The sequence below is a fragment of the Bradyrhizobium sp. CCBAU 53340 genome (genome assembly GCF_015291645.1).
Taxonomy (GTDB): Bacteria; Pseudomonadota; Alphaproteobacteria; order Rhizobiales; family Xanthobacteraceae; genus Bradyrhizobium.
Genome location: NZ_CP030055.1, coordinates 5455295 through 5473962, shown reverse-complemented (window position 1 = coordinate 5473962; position 18668 = coordinate 5455295). Strand labels below are relative to the sequence as shown.

Here is an 18668-nt window from a genome sequence, read left to right as displayed (position 1 = left end):
GATGCGTAGGGCACCCTTATGCCTTCTCGTTCAGGGCGCGGCGGAGGCGTCGGATGATGACGCCGCGGGCGCGGTCGTCGGCGGCCGCTGCAAGCCTGTCGTTGATGTCGAGCGTCAGCTCCGACATCTCGTTGTGCCAGTCGAGGTGCGTCACGGCCTCCGGCGCGAGGCGCCGACGATGATCGACGTCGATCATGCGCGGTTCGGCAGCCGTGAGCTCATAGATGTCGTCCAGGATCGGCTGGTAGACCTTGGCGGCCGGAATGATGCGTTCGGCAACGCGTTCGGCCAGGCCCGCGATGGCGCTTTCCTCGCCGTGGACCAAGAACAACCCGCGGGCGATGGGGCGGCGCGCCGCGATCCAGCCGGCCATGCCGGCACCATCGGCGTGACCGGAATATTCGTCGATCATGCGGATCCGCGCTGCGACCCGGATTTCCTCGCCCTGGATCCGCACGGCCTTCGCGCCGTCCTGCAGGAAGCGGCCGAGCGTGCCGTTGGCCTGGAAGCCGGCGAGCAGGACGGTCGCGCGCTCGTTCCAGAGCCAGCGTTTCAGGTGATGTCGGATGCGGCCGGCATCGCACATGCCGCTGGCCGCGATGATGATGTGAAATCCGCTGAGACGCATGATCGCCTTGCTCTCGTCGGCGGTCTCGGTGAATTTGAGATGCGGCGAGTTGAGCAGGCGTTCGGCGTCGACGCTCGGGTCGAGGCTCGCTGCGTGCCGGCGGAACACTTCGGTCGCGCGGATCGCCAGCGGGGAATCGAGGAAGATCGGCGCGGTCGGGATCTCGCCGTGCTCCATCAGGTCGACGAGATCGACGATCAACTCCTGGGTGCGCTCGACCGCGAAGGCCGGGATCAGCAGCGCGCCTCCGGCTGCCGCCGCATCGCGTACCTCCGCAGCGAGATGCTGGCGGCGGAGTGTAGGGGTCGTAGCGGCTCGCAAGCGGTCGCCATAGGTGGATTCGGCGATCACATAGTCGAGGTCTATCGGCGCTTCGGGATCGGGCTGCAGCAGCTTTGCTTCCGGGCCGACGTCGCCGGAAAGCAGCACGCGAAGCGGACGCGGCGAGCCTTGCTCGGCGATCTCGAGCTCGATCGAGGCGGAGCCGAGCAGATGGCCGGCGTTCCAGTAGCGCGCCCGGACGCCCGGGATCACGTCGGTCCAATGTTCATAATCGACCGCGCGAAATGATTGCAGCGACGCCACTGCATCCGCCTGCGTGTAGATCGGCTGCACTTCCTTGCGGCCGCGGGCCTTGTTGCGCCGGTTGAGCTGCGTGACTTCGGACTCCTGGATGCTGCCCGCGTCCGGCAGCATGTAGGAGCAGAGGTCGATCGTGCCCCGCGTCGCCAGGATCGGCCCCGCAAATCCCTCGCGCACGAGCTTTGGCAGCAATCCGCTGTGATCGATATGTGCATGCGTGAGCAGCACTGCCCGGACATTGGCGGGGCGGAAAGGAAAGGCGCCGTAGTTGAGCTCCTTGAGGGTCTTGGGTCCCTGGAACAGGCCGCAATCGACCAGGAAGGCACCTGCGGCAGTCTGGAACAGATAGCTGGAGCCGGTCACGGTGTGGGCAGCCCCGCAGAAGCGAACGGTGATACTCATCTCGTCGTCTCCAGCGAATGTGTCGTGCTGAGTTCGGACCACAAGGCGGCCGCGAGCGTCTCTTCGAGCGTGATCGCGTTGGTCGGATGCGGCACGCTGTCGGTCGAACGGATCGAGCGGATCCCGGCCTCGGTGAATGCGGCAATCATCGCGGCAGGAAACAGTGCATGCGTCACGACGGCATCGACAGCCGTTGCGCCGATCGCCCGCAGCGCCCTTGCTGCGACAATCAGCGTCGTCCCCGACGACACGATGTCGTCGACCATCAGCGCCGGCCGGCCCGGCAGCCGGATGGGATCGGCAAAATCGATGTCCACGGAGCGATCGCCATGCCGCGTCTTGCGCGCGACGGTGTGCTGCAGGCCCAGTCGCGCCGCGAGATCCTCGACCCAGGGCTCGGACTCTGCGTCGGGACCGATCACGACGGTGGCGGGATCGATGCCACCAGCGGCAAGTGCATCTGCGATCGCCGGCATCGCGGACAGGTTCTCCGCCTCGATATCGGGAAATACGGACCTGATGTCGGAGGTGCGGTGCAAATGAGCGTCCACCGTGACGACGCGGTCCACGAGCGTCGCGAGCAGACGCCCCGTGGCGCGCTGGCTGATAGCTTCGCCTGGATGAAACGCGATATCCTGTCGCATGTAGCAGAGATAGGGGGCGACCAGCACCAGCCGCCGGGCGCCGCCGCGCCGCAGCGCCTCCGCGGCAAGCAGCAGGGCGATCAGCTTGTCATTGGGGTGATCGAGCGGCGCATAGAGGATGGTGGTGTCCGCCGCGGGCGCGACGGTGATGCGCAGCTCGCCGTCCGGAAAGCGATGCAGGGCGATCTCGTCGCAGGCGAGTTCGAGCCGCGCCGCGAGCCGCTTCGCTGCGCCGGTCGCCGAAGGTAGGGTTTGAAGCGCGATCGTTTTCACGACTGCGTCCTGCCCTGAAGCGCCTCATGACCGTTGAGGACGTAACCGGTCTCCTGCTGGGCGGCGGATACGGCAAGGTCATGCTCGGGCCCGTCGAACGTGTAGACGCGATAGAGCGGCTCGCCTTGCTCGACGCGGTCACCGATCTTCTTGAAAAGGCGGATGCCGGCGCCCTTGTCGAGCGGTGCACCGGCGGTGCGGGCGAGGCGGTTCAATCGCAGGCAGTCGATTGCCGATACCACGCCGTCATGTGCCGCCTTGATGTCGAAACTGCCGGGGCCGAGCTCGGTGCTGCATTTCGACGGCCCCTGAGCGTCGATGATCTTCTGCATCTGTTTCAGGGCCGCGCCGCTCTCGAGCAGCTCGCGCGCGCGTGCATAGCCGGCGCCACCGCGGAGCTTCGGGTCGTATTCGAGCAGATGGGCGGCGAGCCGCAGCGACTTCTCGCGCAGATCACGCGGCGCATCGGCTTCGTTGCCGAGCACCGCCATCACGTCGTTGGCCTCGAGCACGGGGCCGATGCCGTTGCCGATCGGCTGGCGGCCGTCGGTCGTGATCACCTCGACCGAGCGGCCGAACCGGTCGCCGACGAATTCGAACAGCTTTCGCAGCCGCATCGCGTCGATGGCCGTGGTCACTTTCGCGGTCGGCCCGACCGGGATGTCGATCAACAGATGCGTCGATCCCGCGGCGATCTTCTTCGACATGATGGAGGCGACCATCTGCTCGCGGGTGTCCAGGCTGAGCGGGCGCTCGACCGAGATCAGGACGTCGTCGGCGGGCGACAGGTTCACATGCCCGCCCCAGATCAGGCATCCGTTGCAGGATGAGACGATCGACTTCATCTCCTCCACGCCGACATTGACCCGGGCCAGCACCTCCATCGTGTCGGCTGTTCCGGCCGGCGAGGTAATGGCGCGCGAGGAGGTCTTCGGGATCGGCAGGCCGTGAGCGGCTACGATCGGTACCACCACCATCGAGGTGCGGTTGCCTGGAATGCCGCCGATGCAGTGCTTGTCGACCACGATCGGGTCCGGCCACACCAGCTGGGTGCCGACCTGGGCCATGGCGCCGGTGAGCGCGAGGAGCTCATCACTGGTGATGAAGCTCGCCGAGCCGATCAGGAAGGCGGCGATCTCCATGTCGGAATAGCGAAAATGCGCGAGGTCGTTGATGATCGCGCCGATCTCCGCCTTGTCGAGCGTTTGGCCGCGAATCTTGGCGCGTACCGCTTCGAGGCTTTCCGGAGGCGCGGCCGGTGCGACCGTGACCAGGGTGCCGACCGGCTTGGCGAAGCGGCGGAAGGCAGGCTCGGAGAGGCCGATCTCGTCCGGGGCCGCCAACGCGTCGTCATCGGTGATCAGGAGCGTCGCCAGCAGCGTCTTGTCGTCGAGACTGAGCTCGACGCGGCTGAAGCCCCGAAAGATGTCCGCCCGCAGCGCCTTCGAGCGCCTCGACACGACGACGACGTTCTCGCGGCCCGTATCGAGATGGACACGGCGTATTTTGAGCTGGGAGCGTGAGAGATCTGGATGCATGAGCGGACCGCAGGAAGCTGGGTCTGCTATGCTTAGCGGCCGCCGTTCCGGCGCGCTTGACTCAGATCATGGCCCGCGAGATCGGCGACCCATTGCGGGCTCGCCGGGCGGCGCCTTCCGCGACCCCGGCTCGCAATGACGAGATGGCGTTACTTCGCTGCCGCGCTGATCGAGTTGAACTTGTTGCTGAGCAGGACGCTGCCTGTGTTGGTCACGACGGTGACGATGGCGAGTGCGATGCCAGCGGCGATGAGGCCGTACTCGATCGCGGTGGCGGCATTCTCATCGGCAAGAAAAGACCTGAGCAAAATCATCGCCAACTCCTCTTCATCCGGTCCAATGTAGGCGCGCGGCGTTATCAAAGTCGTAAAGTGATCGACGAGGCGCTTGCGCGCATCAATAAAAGTCGGGTGCGGCCGAGCCAGCTTGATGTGTCTTAAGGTAACAGCCCTTAAGCGAAGGTTTCATTATCCAATTCAAATGGACGGAAACCGGCGGCGCTCAACTCGTGGTGGTGGGGCCCGGCGTGCCCTTGCGGGGGCGTCCCAGCGCGGCCGCGAGGCATCCGACCAGATAGCTCACGACGTGCGGCTGCGCCTGCATTCCCGTGTCGGCGATGCGCTGCTCCTCGGTCGTGTCGCTCACGATACCGATGTAATTCTTTCTGGCGTTCTGCTGTGGCACGGTCGTGCGACCCCTGGTTCTCCGGTCGACGGACCATGGTGCGCGCAACGGGAATCAACGGTTAATTTGCCGTCCCGTAGGAATACCCGGTGCGGCAAAATGGCATCGCGGCATCGATAGTGACCGGGCCGCTTAACGGATTGTTGAGGCTGTTCGTCAACCGGCCGGCAAGCATGCAGATCGGTGCCTCATCGACGTCGGGCATCCGTGCTCAACGCGCGCAGCATGCCGATGCGGGCGAACATCAACCAGCCGCCGCCGCCCTCTGCCGCATTGATCAGCATCTCGATCGCGGTCTGCCAGCGCGGCTCCTGCTGCTCGGCCTCGGGCAGCTGCATGATGAAGTCGGCGGCCTCTTGCAGCGTGCGCAGCTTGGCGCCGCCGCGCAAGCCGATCGGGTCGTCGAACGGCGTCGACCAGGGCATGTCAGTCCGCCCGATCGGTGAGGGGAGGCGTCACGGCGCGATCGGCGATGCGATGCCGTCAGCCGGCCTTCTTCGCGCGCGTCGTCGCACGCACCGGCTTGTCGGCCTTCTTGGGGGCCGCCTGCTTGCCTGCTGCGTCCTTGCCGCCCTTGCCGGCGATCGGCAGCAGCATCTCGCGCTGGCCTTCGACGCGCTTCTTCGGCTTCTTGGCCTTTGCAGTTTCCTTGGCCGTGTCCTTGGCGACCTTCGCAGCGGGCGCCATGTCCTTTTCACTGGCGAGGCTCTTCTTCAGCGCGTCCATCAGATTGATGACGTTGCCGCCGCTCTTTGGTGCGGCCTTGGCGGCGATCGGCGCGCCCGAACGCTTCTTGTTGATGAGATCGATCAGCGCGGTCTCGTAATGATCCTCGAACAGCTCGGGCTCGAAGGCGCCGGACTTCTTCTCGACGATGTGCTTGGCGAGGTCGAGCATATCCTTCGTCAGCTTCACGTCCTGGATGTCGTCGAAATATTCCTTTTCGCTGCGGACCTCGTAAGGGTAGCGCAGCAGCGTGCCCATCAGTCCGCTCTCGAGCGGCTCGAGCGCGATGATGTGCTCGCGGTTGGTCAGCACCACGCGGCCGATCGCGACCTTGTCCATGCTGCGGATGGTCTCGCGGATCACCGCATAGGCGTCGTGGCCGACCTTGCCGTCGGGCACGAGATAATAGGGGCGGATCAGGTAGCGGATGTCGATGTCGGCCTTCGGCACGAACTCGTCGATCTCGATCGTGTGCGTGGAGTCGAGCGCGATGTCGTCGAGCTCGTCCTTGGTGACCTCGATGTAGGTGTCGGTGTCGACCTTGTAGCCCTTGACGATGTCCTCGGAGGTCACCTCGTCACCGGTCTCGGCGTCGACCTTCAGATACTTGATCCGGTGGCCGGTCTTGCGGTTGATCTGGTTGAACGAGACCTTCTCGGTATCCGAAGTGGCCGGATACAGCGCGACCGGGCAGGTCACGAGCGACAGACGCAGAAAACCCTTCCAATTGGCGCGGGGGGCCATGGGCTACTCCAAACGCAACAGGGACAGACCTATGAGGATACCATCGGGGAACACCGAATCATACACGGGTTGGGTCGGAATCTTGCAACTGCGTTAACCAGTCGCTGACTGTGCGGGGCGGCCCGATCCGGTGGGTCGAAAACCGGAACATCAAATCGGATCGAGCGTTGGCCCAGGACACGAGGCCGCGAGGAGTCGCGGCCTTGGGAGGCGACGTCCAGAGATTGAGGTCACCATGGCAACCACGCGCGAGGACCATCAGATCGTCGAAACCGCGACCGAGGCGCGCCAGGGCGAACCGGGGCCGTCGGTGGCAGCTCTGCTCGCCATCTCGACCGGCCTTGCGATCCTGATCCTTGCCGTCATCTGGTTCGTGTTCTTCCGGACCTGACGGCCGAATCGACGGGAAGGGCGGACAGCGTCACGCGGCACATTGCGCCCGCCATACCCCGGCCCGGCCGGTGGTCTGGCGGGCGCCGTCGTATCCGGCGCGCGAGACATCGTATATGACCAAAAAGTAACGCGGCCGGTTCCCGGCGTTCATATTCAGTTCACGCCGGAATTGCTCATCTGTGGCGGTGTTCATGCGGCCTATTTCTGGAGAGAAGCGTGCGCCTGCTTGTTGTTGAGGACGACCCCGATCTCAATCGCCAGCTCACCAAGGCGCTGACGGACGCCGGCTATGTCGTCGACCGCGCCTTCGACGGAGAGGAAGGGCACTATCTCGGCGACAACGAACCGTATGACGCCGTGGTGCTCGATATCGGCCTGCCGAAGAAGGACGGCATCTCGGTGCTGGAGGCCTGGCGCCGCAACGGCCGCACCATGCCGGTGCTGATCCTGACCGCGCGCGACCGCTGGAGCGACAAGGTCCAGGGTTTCGATGCCGGCGCCGACGATTACGTGCCAAAGCCGTTCCATCTGGAGGAGGTGCTGGCGCGGATCCGCGCGCTGCTGCGCCGCTCGACCGGCCATGCCCAGAGCGAATTGAGCTGTGGTCCCGTCACGCTCGACACCCGCACCGGCCGCGTCAGCGTCTCCGGCAACCCCGTCAAGATGACCTCGCACGAATATCGGCTTCTGGCCTATCTGATGCACCATTCGGGCCGTGTCGTGTCGCGCACCGAGCTGGTCGAGCATCTCTACGACCAGGACTTTGACCGCGACTCCAACACGATCGAGGTCTTCGTCGGCCGCATCCGCAAGAAGCTCGACGTCGACATCATCCAGACCGTTCGTGGCCTCGGCTATCTCCTGACCCCACCGGCGGCTTGAGGCGCCTTTCGAAGGATCCTGGCTTGACGGGCGGCCCGGCACGGGCCTTGGTCCTGACATGACCGCCGACGCCTTGCCACCACCTCGCGCCCCCGGGATCATTCCGATGCCCGCCAGCTCGCTTGCCAACCGACTGTTCCTGTCGGCGACCGCCTGGCTCGTGGTGATCCTGGCCATCACCGGCGTGGTGCTGTCATCGGTCTACAAGAACGCGACCGAGCGCGCCTTCGACCGCCGGCTCAACCTTTATCTGCGCACCCTGATCGCCGAAGTCGCCACCCCCGACGAGCCGCCGGATCGCCAGTTCCAGTCGCTCGGTGAGCCCTTGTTCGAGCTGCCGCTGTCCGGCTGGTACTGGCAGATCACGCGCACCGACACCGAAAAGCCGGAGGTCCGCTCGTCGCGTTCGCTCTGGGACAAGAAGCTGCCGAAGCTGGAAGACCAGGGCACCGAGCTCACCGCCGCCGGCATTCGCCTCGCCTATGTCGACGGGCCGGAGGGCCAGAACCTGCGCATGGTCGAGCGCCCGGTCGATCTCGGCGCCGACGGCAAATACCTCGTCAGCGTCGCCGGCGACGACACCGAGATTTTCGATGAAACGCGCAGCTTCGACTATTACCTCGGCGGTACCTTCACGGCGCTCGGCATCGTGCTGCTGCTGACGACGGTGTTTCAGGTCCGCTTCGGTCTCGCCCCGCTCAAGCGGATCTCGGAATCCATCGCAGACATCCGCTCCGGGCGGGCCGAACGGCTCGAGGGTGAATTCCCGGTCGAGATCGCGCCGCTGGCGCGCGAGACCAACGCGCTGATCGACGCCAACAGGGAGATCGTCGAGCGCGCCCGCACCCATGTCGGCAATCTCGCGCACGCGATCAAGACGCCGCTCTCGGTCATCGTCAACGAGGCCGGCTCGCACGCGGCCGATCCGTTCGCAGCCAAGGTGATGGAGCAGGCGGACGTGATGCGTAACCAGCTCGCCCATCATCTGGAGCGCGCCCGTATCGCAGCCAGGGTCTCGATCGTCGGCACCGTGACGGAGGTCGCGCCCGCCATCGAAGCGCTGCGGCGGACCATGGAGAAGATCCACCGCGGCCGGGGTATCGTCGTCGAGGCCAAGGCCGATCCTGCGGCGAAATTCCGGGGCGAGCGGCAGGACCTGGAGGAGATGGTCGGCAATCTCGTCGACAATGCCTGCAAATGGGCAGCCTCCCGCGTCTTCATCGAGGTCTTGGTGGAGGGGCCGACCCAGGCGGGGGCAGGCCCCCGGCTGCGGCTCATCGTCGATGATGATGGGCGCGGCCTCTCGGAGGCCGAGCGCGCCCAGGTCTCGCGGCGCGGCCAGCGGCTCGACGAATCCAAGCCGGGTTCGGGCCTTGGCCTGTCGATCGTGACCGACCTTGCTGCTCTCTATGGCGGCAGCCTCTCGCTCGGCCGTGCGCCGATCGGGGGGCTGCGGGCTGAGCTCATGCTGCCAGGAATATAATTCTCTGATCTTACACGATTATTTTGGCTTCCGGGCGAAACCGGGGGGTTTCGGAACAACTTCCTCAACGGCTTCTTAAGGCGCCTACACCTATGATCGGTGAGGACGCATCCTACGTCCGCCATTTTACCGTGCATTACCCGGGCGCATGAGCCAGACATCGATCGAGCGGCTGAGGGAATATCTCGCGCAGCTCCCGCCGCAGGCGCAGGCGCTGCTGATGCGGGAGTTCGAGCGCGCGCTCGAGCGAGGCCAGGACACGGCCGTGGCAACCCTCGTGCTCGAGCAGCTGCGCAAGATCGTGCGCAAGACCGAGGCCGAGGACGCTCCCCCGCCGCGGACTGACGATCTGTCGCGACTGCTGTTCCAGATCGTGGAACCGTTTCTGGTCGAGGCCGGCGCCCCGATCCGGGTCGGACAGATTCGCCGGTCCTCGCTGCAGCCGATCTGGCAATGGCTCGGCCGCGACGGTGCTCCAGACAAGATCGCCGAATTCGAGGCGGCGCTGGCGCGCATGCCGGCTTCGGACAGTGCGGGGCAGGTCGAGGCGCTGGCCCTCAAGCTCCAGGCAGTGGCAGCGGATGCCATCTTCGAGCTGACGGGACCGGGCGGCGGCGACAAGTCGCGGGCGCTCGCCCGCGTCGGTCCGCCCAACGTGATCGAGGATCTCTATTCGATCGGCGCGGTGCTCACCGTCCGCGAGGCCCTCGGCACCCTCAATGAAAAGCTGCCGCGCTTCCTGCGCCAGTTCGGCGATCCCCAGATCGCCTCGGTGACTGCTGCGCTCAATATTCCCGTGCTCCAGACGTCGCAGATGCTGCCCTTTGCGCTGTCGGTGGTAGTCCAGCGCATGACTGCGCCGTGGCAAATCATCCGCCTCGCGATCAAGATCGCAGCATCCGACGACGAGATCCGCGTCGCGGCCACACCTTTTGGCGTCGCCGTTACCATCGCCCTGCACGACCTATCCCGCGTTGCCGCCAATTTGCGGATGGACATCAAGCGCGGTCATTTCGAGACCGTCGGGGACAATCTCAAGGCGCTGCATGACGGCGTCCGCGGCCTGCGCACCGAGCTCGACCTGCGCAACGATTCCGCCTGGGGCAAGCAGCTGACCTCGATCCGGGCCGACATCTCCAATGCGCTGCAATCGGAGATCGACAGCGTACCCGGCCGCGTCCGCCGCATCCTGCGCCAGCGCCCCGAGAAGGATATTCCGCCGGGGGCGCGGATCGACAGCACCGAGGTCGAGGAAACCGTCGCGCTGATCGACTTCGTCGCCACCTGCCGCAATTACGCCAGCGAGCTGGCGATCAACGAGGTGACGCTGCGCACCTATTCCGACCTTCAGCAATATGTCGAACGCTCGACCGAGCAGGTCGTGCAGTCGTTGCGCGGCGCCGATCACAAGGTCCGCGCCTACCGGCAGCAGCAGGTGCAGGCTGCGATCCGCTTCTGCCAGGTCCTGTTCGGCGACGATTACGCCTCGCTGATGAGCCGCGCCGCGGAGAACGCGGCGACCGGCGAGCGCAAATCGACGCGCGCTAGCTGATTCAAGCGCATCCTTTCGTTATCACAATTTGTAGTTGACGCTCCCGGCTGCGGGTCCTACGGTCCCGGTGCAAGCTTTTGGCATTTCTATCTGTGGGCGCATGAAACCCGTTATCAGCTCCATCGAAATTGAAAACCGCGTCATTGTCGCCAAATATCAACGGCTGATGGTCGGTGCGAAGGTGGTGCTGGTCGCGAAAGCTAGCGGTCGGCAGCTGCCTGAAACCGTCACCAGGGTTGCATCGCCTGTTCCCGTGGGGGCATTGCGCATCAGATTGCCCGACGTCATCGAGCCGGGAACATACTTCTTGAGGGCCCTCAACGGGCACGGCGAGGACGCCGCTCAAAGCGTGGACTTCGAGATCGCCTAAGCCGTTGGATTTTCACTGTTTCGGTCCGTGTGCGCTCGCGCCGAATTGACAATTGTCAATTGCCGCATCGTCCGGCCGTGGTGTAAAGCCACCCATGGGCGCGGTTCACGCGCTGCCGGAAGCTTGCCAGATGACGATATGGTTCGTGTTCGCGCTGATGACCGTCGCGGCGATATTCGCCGTGCTCTGGCCGCTCGGCCGTAACGGACGCGATCAAATTCAGGGCAGCGAGGTCGCGGTCTACAAGGACCAGCTGGCCGAGATCGAGCGCGATCTCGCCGCAGGGCTGATCGCGGCACCGGAAGCCGAGGCTGCGCGCGTCGAGATCGGCCGCAGGCTGCTCGCCGCTGATAGCAGCGAGCCGGTGCAGGAGCCGAAGTCGAGCCTGAAATGGCGCCGGGCGGCAGCAGTGCTGGCGCTGGTCGGCCTGCCTCTGGGGGCGACTGCGGTCTACGTTCCGCTCGGCTCGCCCGCGCTTCGCGACTTTCCGCTGGCGCAGCGCGAGCGCGGCTCCGGTTCCGGCATGGCGCAGTCGCTCGAGAACCTCGTCGCGCAGGTTCAGCAACACCTTGAGAAAAACCCGACCGATGGCCGCGGCTGGAACGTGCTTGCTCCGGTGCTGGAGCGGCTCGGCCGCTTCGACGAAGCGGTGCGCGCCTATCGCAATTCGATCACCTATAACGGTGAGAGTGCGGAACGAAGGTCCGATCTCGGAGAAGCGATCGCAGCCGCTGCCGGCGGCGTGGTGACGGCGGAAGCCAAGACCGAGTTCGAGCGTGCACACGCTCTGAACGCCGACGATCCCAAGGCGAACTACTTCCTCGGGCTCGCCGCCGAGCAGGACGGACGCAAGGACGACGCGGCCAATATCTGGCGCGCGCTGCTCGCGAAAGCGCCGGCGAATGCACCGTGGCGACCACTGGTGCAGACCTCGCTCGCGCGGGTCGGCGGTGGCGGCTCGATGCCGGCATTGTCGGACGAGACGATCGCGGCCTCCAAGGAGATGAATGACGGCGATCGCAACGCGATGATCCGCGGCATGGTCGAACGTCTCGCCACGCGCCTCAAGCAGAACGGTGGTGACGTCGACGGCTGGCTGCGTCTGGTGCGCGCCTATCTGGTGATGGGCGACCGCGACAAGGCGGTTGGTGCCTCGACCGACGCCCGCCAGGCGGTCGCCAATGATTCCGAGCGGCTGCGCCAGCTCAACGAAGGCCTCAAGAATCTCGGACTCGACGGATGACAGTCGCCGAACGAGATGAGCGGAGAACGGACACGCCATGACGCGCAAGCAGCGACGTATGACCATCATCGGCGGCTCGCTCGCCGTCCTCGCGCTCGCGGCCGCGCTGGTGCTCAATGCCTTGCGCGACTCCATCGTGTTCTTCTCGACCCCGACCATGGTTGCCGAGAAGCACGTTCAGCCCGGCAAGCGTTTTCGCCTCGGCGGCCTGGTGCAGCCGGGCTCGCTCCAGCGCGGCGAAAATCTCGCGGTGACGTTTGAGGTCGCCGACGGCGGTGCCAAGCTCCCTGTCGCCTACAAGGGCATTCTGCCCGATCTGTTCCGTGAAGGGCAGGGCGTCGTCGCCGAAGGTGCGCTCGATGCCGCCGGCGTGTTCAGGGCCGACACGGTCCTTGCCAAGCACGACGAGACCTACATGCCCAAGGACGTCGCCGATGCCCTGAAGAAGCAAGGGCACTGGAAGGATGATTACGGCGCCCAAGCTTCCGGTGGCCCCAAGCCTTCGGGTGATGCAAAGCCGGCCGCGACGACGGCGCAGGGCAATTCGCAAGGAGCGGTGCGGTGATCGCGGAAGCCGGACATTATGCGCTGGTGCTGGCGCTCGCGCTGGCGCTGATCCAGTCCTTCGTGCCTGTCATCGGCGCGCGCTTGCGCGATCCCGCGCTGATGAACGTGGCACGCTCCACCGCGCTGGCGCAGCTCCTGTTCGTCGGCGCCTCGTTCATTGCGCTCGTGACCTTGCACGTGAACTCGGATTTCTCCGTCGCCAACGTCTACGAAAATTCGCACTCCATGAAGCCGCTGATCTACAAGATCACCGGCGTGTGGGGAAACCATGAAGGCTCGATGCTGCTCTGGGTGTCGATCCTGGCGCTGTTTGGCGGGCTGGTCGCGGCCTTCGGCAACAACCTGCCGCTGTCGCTGCGCGCGCATGTGCTGGCCGTCCAGGCCTGGATCGCGAGCGCGTTCTATCTCTTCATCCTGGTCACCTCGAACCCGTTCCTGCGCATCGCCAACCCGCCGATCGAGGGACGTGACCTCAATCCTGTGCTTCAGGACATCGGTCTCGCCGTGCATCCGCCGATGCTCTATCTCGGCTATGTCGGCTTCTCGATCTCGTTCTCCTTCGCGATCGCGGCGCTGATCGAGGGACGGATCGATGCGGCCTGGGCGCGTTGGGTGCGGCCGTGGACGCTGGTGGCCTGGATCTTCCTGACGCTCGGCATCGCGATGGGGTCCTACTGGGCCTATTACGAACTCGGCTGGGGCGGCTGGTGGTTCTGGGATCCGGTCGAGAACGCTTCGCTGATGCCGTGGCTCGCCGGCACTGCGCTGTTGCATTCGGCGCTGGTGATGGAGAAACGCAACGCGCTGAAGGTCTGGACCATTCTCCTGTCGATCCTGACTTTCTCGCTGTCGCTGCTCGGCACCTTCCTGGTCCGCTCGGGTGTCATCACCTCCGTGCACGCCTTTGCCAATGATCCGACCCGCGGCGTCTTCATCCTCCTGATCCTCTGCCTTTTCATCGGCGGCAGCCTCTCGCTGTTCGCGGGACGTGCGACCTCGTTGAAGCAGGGCGGGCTGTTCGCGCCGATTTCGCGCGAGGGCGCTCTGGTGCTGAACAACCTGCTGCTGACGGTCGCCTGTGCGGTCGTGCTGTTCGGAACGCTCTATCCGCTGGCGATGGAAGTGCTCGCCGACTTCAAGATGTCGGTCGGTGCTCCCTTCTACAATCTCAGCTTCGTGCCGCTGTTCGCGCTGTTGCTGCTCGCGGTGCCGTTCGGGCCGATGCTGGCGTGGAAACGGGGCGATCTGCTCGGCGTCACCCAGCGCCTGCTTGCAGCGGGCGTTGCGGGTCTCGTCGTGGTCGCCCTCGTCTGGGCCTGGACGCGTGGCGGCAGCGCGCTGGCGCCGCTCGCCATCGGGCTTGGTATCTTCGTCATCGTCGGTGCCATGACCGATGTCGCGGAACGAACCGGACTGTTTCGTCTGCCGTTCGCGACCACGCTGCACCGTGCCCGTGGTCTGCCGCGCTCGGCCTGGGGCACGGCGTTTGCCCATGCCGGCCTCGGGGTGGCGCTGATCGGGATCGTCTGCGAGACCACCTGGAACAGCGAATATATCGCGACCATGAAGCCGAACGACGTCGCGCAGGTCGCTGGCTATGAGTTGAAGCTCGACGGTCTGCTCGAGCGCCAGGGGCCGAACTACCGCGAGATGATCGCGCAATTTAACGTCAGTCGCGATGGCGATGCGCTCAGCGTCATGACGCCGTCGAAGCGCAGCTTCACCACACGCGGCTCCTCGACCACGGAAGCTGCGCTTTTGACCCGCGGCGCAAGCCAGCTCTACATCTCGCTCGGCGACGTTACCGCCGACGGCGGCATCGCCGTGCGCATCTATCACAAGCCGCTGGTGCTCATGATCTGGTGGGGGCCGGTGCTGATGGCGTTCGGCGGCATGCTGTCGCTGTCCGACCGGCGCCTGCGGGTCGGTGCGCCGAAGCCGGCGCGGGCCAAGCAACGCCTGCAGCCGGCGGAGTAAGCTGATGCGCCGCATGATGGCCGCGATCGTCGCGCTGATGCTGCTGGCTTTGCCCGCGGTGCATGCCGTGCAGCCAGACGAGATCATGTCGGACCCCGCGAAAGAGGCGCGCGCGCGCGAATTGTCGCGCGAGCTGCGCTGCATGGTCTGTCAGAACCAGTCGATCGACGATTCCGACGCTCCGCTCGCGCGGGATCTGCGGCTCCTCGTGCGGGAGCGGATCGCGGCCGGCGACAGCAATTCGCAGGTGCTCGACTTCCTGGTCGCGCGGTACGGCGAGTTCGTGCTGCTCAAGCCGCGCTTCGAACGCCAGACCATTCTGTTGTGGTTGCTCGCGCCGCTGCTGCTGGCCGGTGGTGGCTTTGCGCTGTGGCGGCAAAATCGTCGCCGCTCTCGAAGCGGTGCAGATGTACCGACGCCGCCGCTGACGCCGGACGAAGAGGCCCGGCTCGCCGCGTTGATGTCGGACGAAGCCAAGTCGTCCTAGACGCGTCAAGTCTTCCTAGACGCTTCAGGTCTTCCTAGACGCTTCAAGTTCTTCCTGGCGCCTTCAAGTCAGGCCCGGTCTACGTAATGATACGTAAGCCGCCGGTCGCGGCCGCGCATTTCATGCTATGTTGACCTTTGTCTGGAACCTTGTCGCAAGATTTGATTCCAGCCTCCGAGCTCTCCATGTTCACGAACAGCAATTTGACGATCCGCTTCCTGGTCGGCGCCGTCGTCGCTGCATTATTGTTCCTGCTCGGCATCGGGGGCGGCACCGGCTTCGTTGCGGTGCTGTATCTCAACAACGAGATCACCAGCCTGTCGTCCGACTTCGCCGCGCTGAGCGGTCCTGCGCGCGATCACGCAATGCAGGTTTACCAGCAGGCCCAGGCCGCGTTCTCCTACTTCCTGGCCGCCTGCGGCGTGATTGCGGTCGTCGCCGTCGCGATCTGCCTCACCACCTGGTTTGCCGTGCGCAACGGCATCCTCCATCCCCTGGCGGCAATCGTGCACGCCATGCGCGAGGTTGCCGACCAGAAATTCGAGACGCCCGTTCCGGGCCTCGGCGGGACCAACGAGATCGGCCTGCTCGCGGGTGCGCTGGAAATCTTCAAGACCAGCGGGATCGAACGGCGCCGCCTGACCGAGCAGCAGCTGCACGAAGCGCAGCACCAGGCCGAGCGGTCGAAATATCTCGATGCCCGGATCAGGAGTTTCAACGAGCTCGTCGCCAGCGTCGTCGACAGCGTGGCCTCGTCGGCCGTGCATCTGAAGCGCAACGCCGAGACGCTGTCCCAGACCGCCAACGACACCAGCACCAAGGCCAAAGCGGTCGCGAGCGGCGCGAGCCAGGCCAGCGCCAGCGTGCAGACGGTCGCGGGTTCCGCCGAGGAGATGACGAACTCGATCGGCACGATCAGCCGCCGCGTCACGGACGCGACCCAGCGTGCCGAAGTTGCGGCGACGCAAGCCGAGAAGAGCCGCGACACCATCCACACGCTGTCGGACGCCGCTGACAAGATCGGCGAGGTCGTGCAGCTCGTCCAGGCGATCGCGTCGCAGACGAATTTGCTCGCGCTCAACGCCACGATCGAGGCGGCGCGGGCCGGGGAGGCCGGCAAGGGTTTTGCGGTCGTTGCCTCCGAGGTGAAGAGCCTGGCGCATCAGACCAGCAAGGCGACGGAAGAAATCACCTCGCACGTCGCCAGCATCCAGGGCATCACCGCGGAGACGCGCGGGGCGATCGACGCCATCTCGAAGACGCTGTCGGAGATCTCGTCGATCATGTCCGGCATCGAGGTCGATACCGCCCAGCAGCGCAACGCCACGCAGGACATCAGCCGCAGCGTCCAGGACGCCGCGCGCGGTACGCTCGACGTGTCCAACCACATCGTCCAGATCACCTCGACCTCGGCCGAGACCGGCCGCATGGCGGCTGAGGCCCGGGATTCCGCCGTCGACCTGTCGCAGCAGGCCGAGACCCTCAAGCGAGAAGTCGACGAATTCATCGTCAGCGTCAGGGCGAGCTGACGGGGGCGGAAACGGTGCTTTGCCGCCTGTCACCGGAACCCTATTAAGTTCCTGTAGGAGCGCGCCTTTTGGCCTGCGATAAACAGCCGCATCGCAGACCATCCTTCATTACAAAAGTTTAACCCCGCCGTCAGCGCGCGGTAAGGCGGCAGTCCCCATCTTCAGGTCCGCAAGGTGCCGCTATCGGGCACCAAAAGAGTTCAAGGCGCTGGAGACCTCTGCATGACCGACCGTCCCGATCTCACGAACCTTCCGTCCTTCCGGCAGCCCCGCCGGCCGGTGTTCTCAGCCCGTAAAATCGCGCTGATGGCTTCGGTCGTCGCCGGTCTCGGCATCGCGGTCCACGGCTTCAGCCCGTCGACGTCGCCTGCTGACTTGTTCTCTACTCCGGCGAACGCGCAGGTGAACAACGAGGTCAAGAAGGTCGAACGTCCGATCGGTTTCGCCGACATCGTCGAGCGGGTGAAGCCCTCGGTGATCTCGGTCAAGGTCAACATCAAGGAGAAGACGGCGAGCAATGACGACGGCGATGATTCCGCCTCGCCGTTCCAGCCGGGCTCACCGATGGAGCGCTTCTTCCGCCGCTTCGGCGGTCCGGATGGTTTTCCGGGCCTGAAGGGCGGCCGTGGCCGCGTCGTGCAGGGCCAAGGCTCCGGCTTCTTCATCTCGGCTGACGGCTTTGCCGTGACCAATAATCACGTGGTCGACGGCGCCGACAAGGTCGAGGTGACGACCGACGACGGCAAGACCTACAGCGCCAAGGTGATCGGCACCGACCAGCGCACCGACCTCGCCTTGATCAAGGTCGAGGGCGGCTCGAACTTTTCGTTTGCCAAGCTTGCCGACGGCAAGCCGCGGATCGGCGACTGGGTGCTTGCGGTCGGTAACCCGTTCGGCCTCGGCGGCACCGTGACGGCCGGCATCGTCTCGGCGAGTGGCCGCGACATCGGCAACGGTCCCTATGACGATTTCATCCAGATCGACGCGCCGGTGAACAAGGGCAATTCCGGCGGTCCGGCCTTCAACACCGATGGCGAGGTGATGGGCGTCAACACCGCGATCTACTCGCCCTCGGGCGGCAGCGTCGGCATCGCGTTCTCGATTCCCGCGAGCACCGTGAAGAGCGTGGTCGCCCAGCTCAAGGACAAGGGCTCGGTCAGCCGTGGCTGGATCGGCGTCCAGATCCAGCCGGTGACGTCAGACATCGCCGACAGCCTCGGCATGAAGAAGGCCGAAGGTGCGCTGGTGGCGGAGCCGCAGAAGGATGGTCCGGCGGCGAAGGCCGGCATCGAGTCGGGCGACGTGATCACGTCGGTCAATGGTGAATCCGTCAAGGATGCCCGCGAGCTTGCCCGCACCATCGGCGGCATGGCGCCCGGTGCGTCCGTGAAGCTCAACGTGCTGCACAAGGGCTCGGACAAGATCGTGAACCTCACCCTCGGCCAGCTGCCGAACACGGTCGAGGCCAAGGCCGACATCGACAACAACAGCGGCAAGGGCGCGAGCAAGGGGACTGATGTGCCCAAGCTCGGCATGACCGTGGCGCCCGCCAATTCCGTCGCCGGCGCCGGCAAGGACGGCGTCGTGGTCACCGAAGTCGATCCGAAGAGCGCCGCGGCCGAACGCGGCTTCAAGGAGGGTGACGTGATTCTCGAAGTCGGCGGCAAGATCGTGAGCACCGCTGGCGACGTCCGCGACGCCATCAATACGGCGCGGACCGACAACAAGAACAGTGTCCTGATGCGCGTGAAGAGCGGCGGCCAGTCGCGCTTCGTCGCGGTGCCCATCGCCAAGGGCTAAGCGTTCAGGAGTCTGACGAGATGAAGGGTGTCGTCGGCATCAGTCGCCCCCGCCGCCGACGCCCTTCGGGGAGCAGCGCAACGCTCGCTCCCATGTCTACCTTCCGGTGGAAATACGCCCCCCTCCGTCGGAAGGTCTAGGGCGGTGAGGTCCCCCCAGCTTCA

18 protein-coding genes are annotated in these 18668 nt (G+C 65.3%); 11 read left to right on the top strand and 7 right to left on the bottom strand.

Features of this window, described 5'->3' with window-relative positions; translation table 11 throughout:
• Positions 1-16: 16 nt before the first annotated feature.
• The 7 genes from XH89_RS25915 to XH89_RS25885 form a co-directional block, all read right to left on the bottom strand.
• Positions 17-1612, bottom strand: a complete 1596-nt coding sequence (locus XH89_RS25915; RefSeq protein ID WP_194463206.1) for an MBL fold metallo-hydrolase — start codon at positions 1610-1612, stop codon at positions 17-19.
• Complete coding sequence (locus tag XH89_RS25910) at positions 1609-2529, bottom strand: ribose-phosphate diphosphokinase (protein ID WP_194463205.1); 921 nt, start codon at positions 2527-2529, stop codon at positions 1609-1611. Before XH89_RS25910 ends, XH89_RS25915 begins: the two co-directional genes overlap by 4 nt.
• The gene (locus XH89_RS25905; protein WP_194463204.1) at positions 2526-4067 is read right to left on the bottom strand and encodes a thymidine phosphorylase family protein; all 1542 of its coding nucleotides are present in this window, start codon (positions 4065-4067) and stop codon (positions 2526-2528) included. Before XH89_RS25905 ends, XH89_RS25910 begins: the two co-directional genes overlap by 4 nt.
• 149 nt (positions 4068-4216) lie before the next feature.
• Entirely contained in the window at positions 4217-4381 is a 165-nt protein-coding gene (locus XH89_RS25900; protein ID WP_194463203.1) for a Flp family type IVb pilin, read from the bottom strand.
• A 187-nt stretch (positions 4382-4568) separates the two neighbouring features.
• On the bottom strand, positions 4569-4751 hold the full coding sequence (locus tag XH89_RS25895) for a hypothetical protein (protein WP_194463202.1): 183 nt from the start codon (positions 4749-4751) through the stop codon (positions 4569-4571).
• A 188-nt stretch (positions 4752-4939) separates the two neighbouring features.
• Positions 4940-5176: a hypothetical protein gene (locus tag XH89_RS25890; protein ID WP_194463201.1), complete on the bottom strand. Its 237-nt coding sequence runs from the start codon at positions 5174-5176 to the stop codon at positions 4940-4942.
• 58 nt (positions 5177-5234) lie between these two features.
• Positions 5235-6221 carry a Ku protein gene (locus XH89_RS25885; RefSeq protein WP_194463200.1) on the bottom strand — a complete coding sequence of 329 codons (987 nt, stop codon included), beginning with the start codon at positions 6219-6221 and terminating at the stop codon, positions 5235-5237.
• A gap of 235 nt (positions 6222-6456) precedes the next feature.
• Here XH89_RS25885 and XH89_RS25880 point away from each other — a divergent pair, with 235 nt between their 5' ends.
• The 11 genes from XH89_RS25880 (at position 6457) to XH89_RS25830 (ending at position 18504) form a co-directional block, all read left to right on the top strand.
• A complete protein-coding gene (locus XH89_RS25880) occupies positions 6457-6612 on the top strand; it encodes a hypothetical protein (protein WP_194463199.1) in 156 nt (51 codons plus the stop codon).
• Positions 6613-6830: 218 nt separating this feature from the next.
• On the top strand, positions 6831-7496 hold the full coding sequence (locus tag XH89_RS25875) for a response regulator transcription factor (RefSeq protein WP_063195961.1): 666 nt from the start codon (positions 6831-6833) through the stop codon (positions 7494-7496).
• Positions 7497-7602: 106 nt separating this feature from the next.
• Positions 7603-8979 (top strand): sensor histidine kinase, encoded by a 1377-nt coding sequence (locus tag XH89_RS25870; RefSeq protein WP_194463198.1) that lies wholly within the window; start codon positions 7603-7605, stop codon positions 8977-8979.
• A gap of 148 nt (positions 8980-9127) precedes the next feature.
• Positions 9128-10531: a hypothetical protein gene (locus tag XH89_RS25865; protein ID WP_194463197.1), complete on the top strand. Its 1404-nt coding sequence runs from the start codon at positions 9128-9130 to the stop codon at positions 10529-10531.
• A 100-nt stretch (positions 10532-10631) separates the two neighbouring features.
• Positions 10632-10901 carry a hypothetical protein gene (locus tag XH89_RS25860; RefSeq protein ID WP_194463196.1) on the top strand — a complete coding sequence of 90 codons (270 nt, stop codon included), beginning with the start codon at positions 10632-10634 and terminating at the stop codon, positions 10899-10901.
• Positions 10902-11031: 130 nt separating this feature from the next.
• The gene (gene ccmI, locus XH89_RS25855; RefSeq protein WP_194463195.1) at positions 11032-12144 is read left to right on the top strand and encodes a c-type cytochrome biogenesis protein CcmI; all 1113 of its coding nucleotides are present in this window, start codon (positions 11032-11034) and stop codon (positions 12142-12144) included.
• Between the two features lie 37 nt (positions 12145-12181).
• Positions 12182-12709, top strand: a complete 528-nt coding sequence (ccmE, locus tag XH89_RS25850; RefSeq protein WP_194463194.1) for a cytochrome c maturation protein CcmE — start codon at positions 12182-12184, stop codon at positions 12707-12709.
• Complete coding sequence (locus tag XH89_RS25845) at positions 12706-14688, top strand: heme lyase CcmF/NrfE family subunit (RefSeq protein ID WP_194463193.1); 1983 nt, start codon at positions 12706-12708, stop codon at positions 14686-14688. Before ccmE ends, XH89_RS25845 begins: the two co-directional genes overlap by 4 nt.
• A 4-nt stretch (positions 14689-14692) precedes the next feature.
• Positions 14693-15175, top strand: a complete 483-nt coding sequence (locus tag XH89_RS25840) for a cytochrome c-type biogenesis protein (protein WP_194463192.1) — start codon at positions 14693-14695, stop codon at positions 15173-15175.
• Between the two features lie 185 nt (positions 15176-15360).
• Complete coding sequence (locus tag XH89_RS25835; RefSeq protein WP_194463191.1) at positions 15361-16704, top strand: methyl-accepting chemotaxis protein; 1344 nt, start codon at positions 15361-15363, stop codon at positions 16702-16704.
• A 222-nt stretch (positions 16705-16926) separates the two neighbouring features.
• Entirely contained in the window at positions 16927-18504 is a 1578-nt protein-coding gene (locus XH89_RS25830; protein WP_194463190.1) for a Do family serine endopeptidase, read from the top strand.
• The last annotated feature ends 164 nt before the right edge of the window (positions 18505-18668 follow it).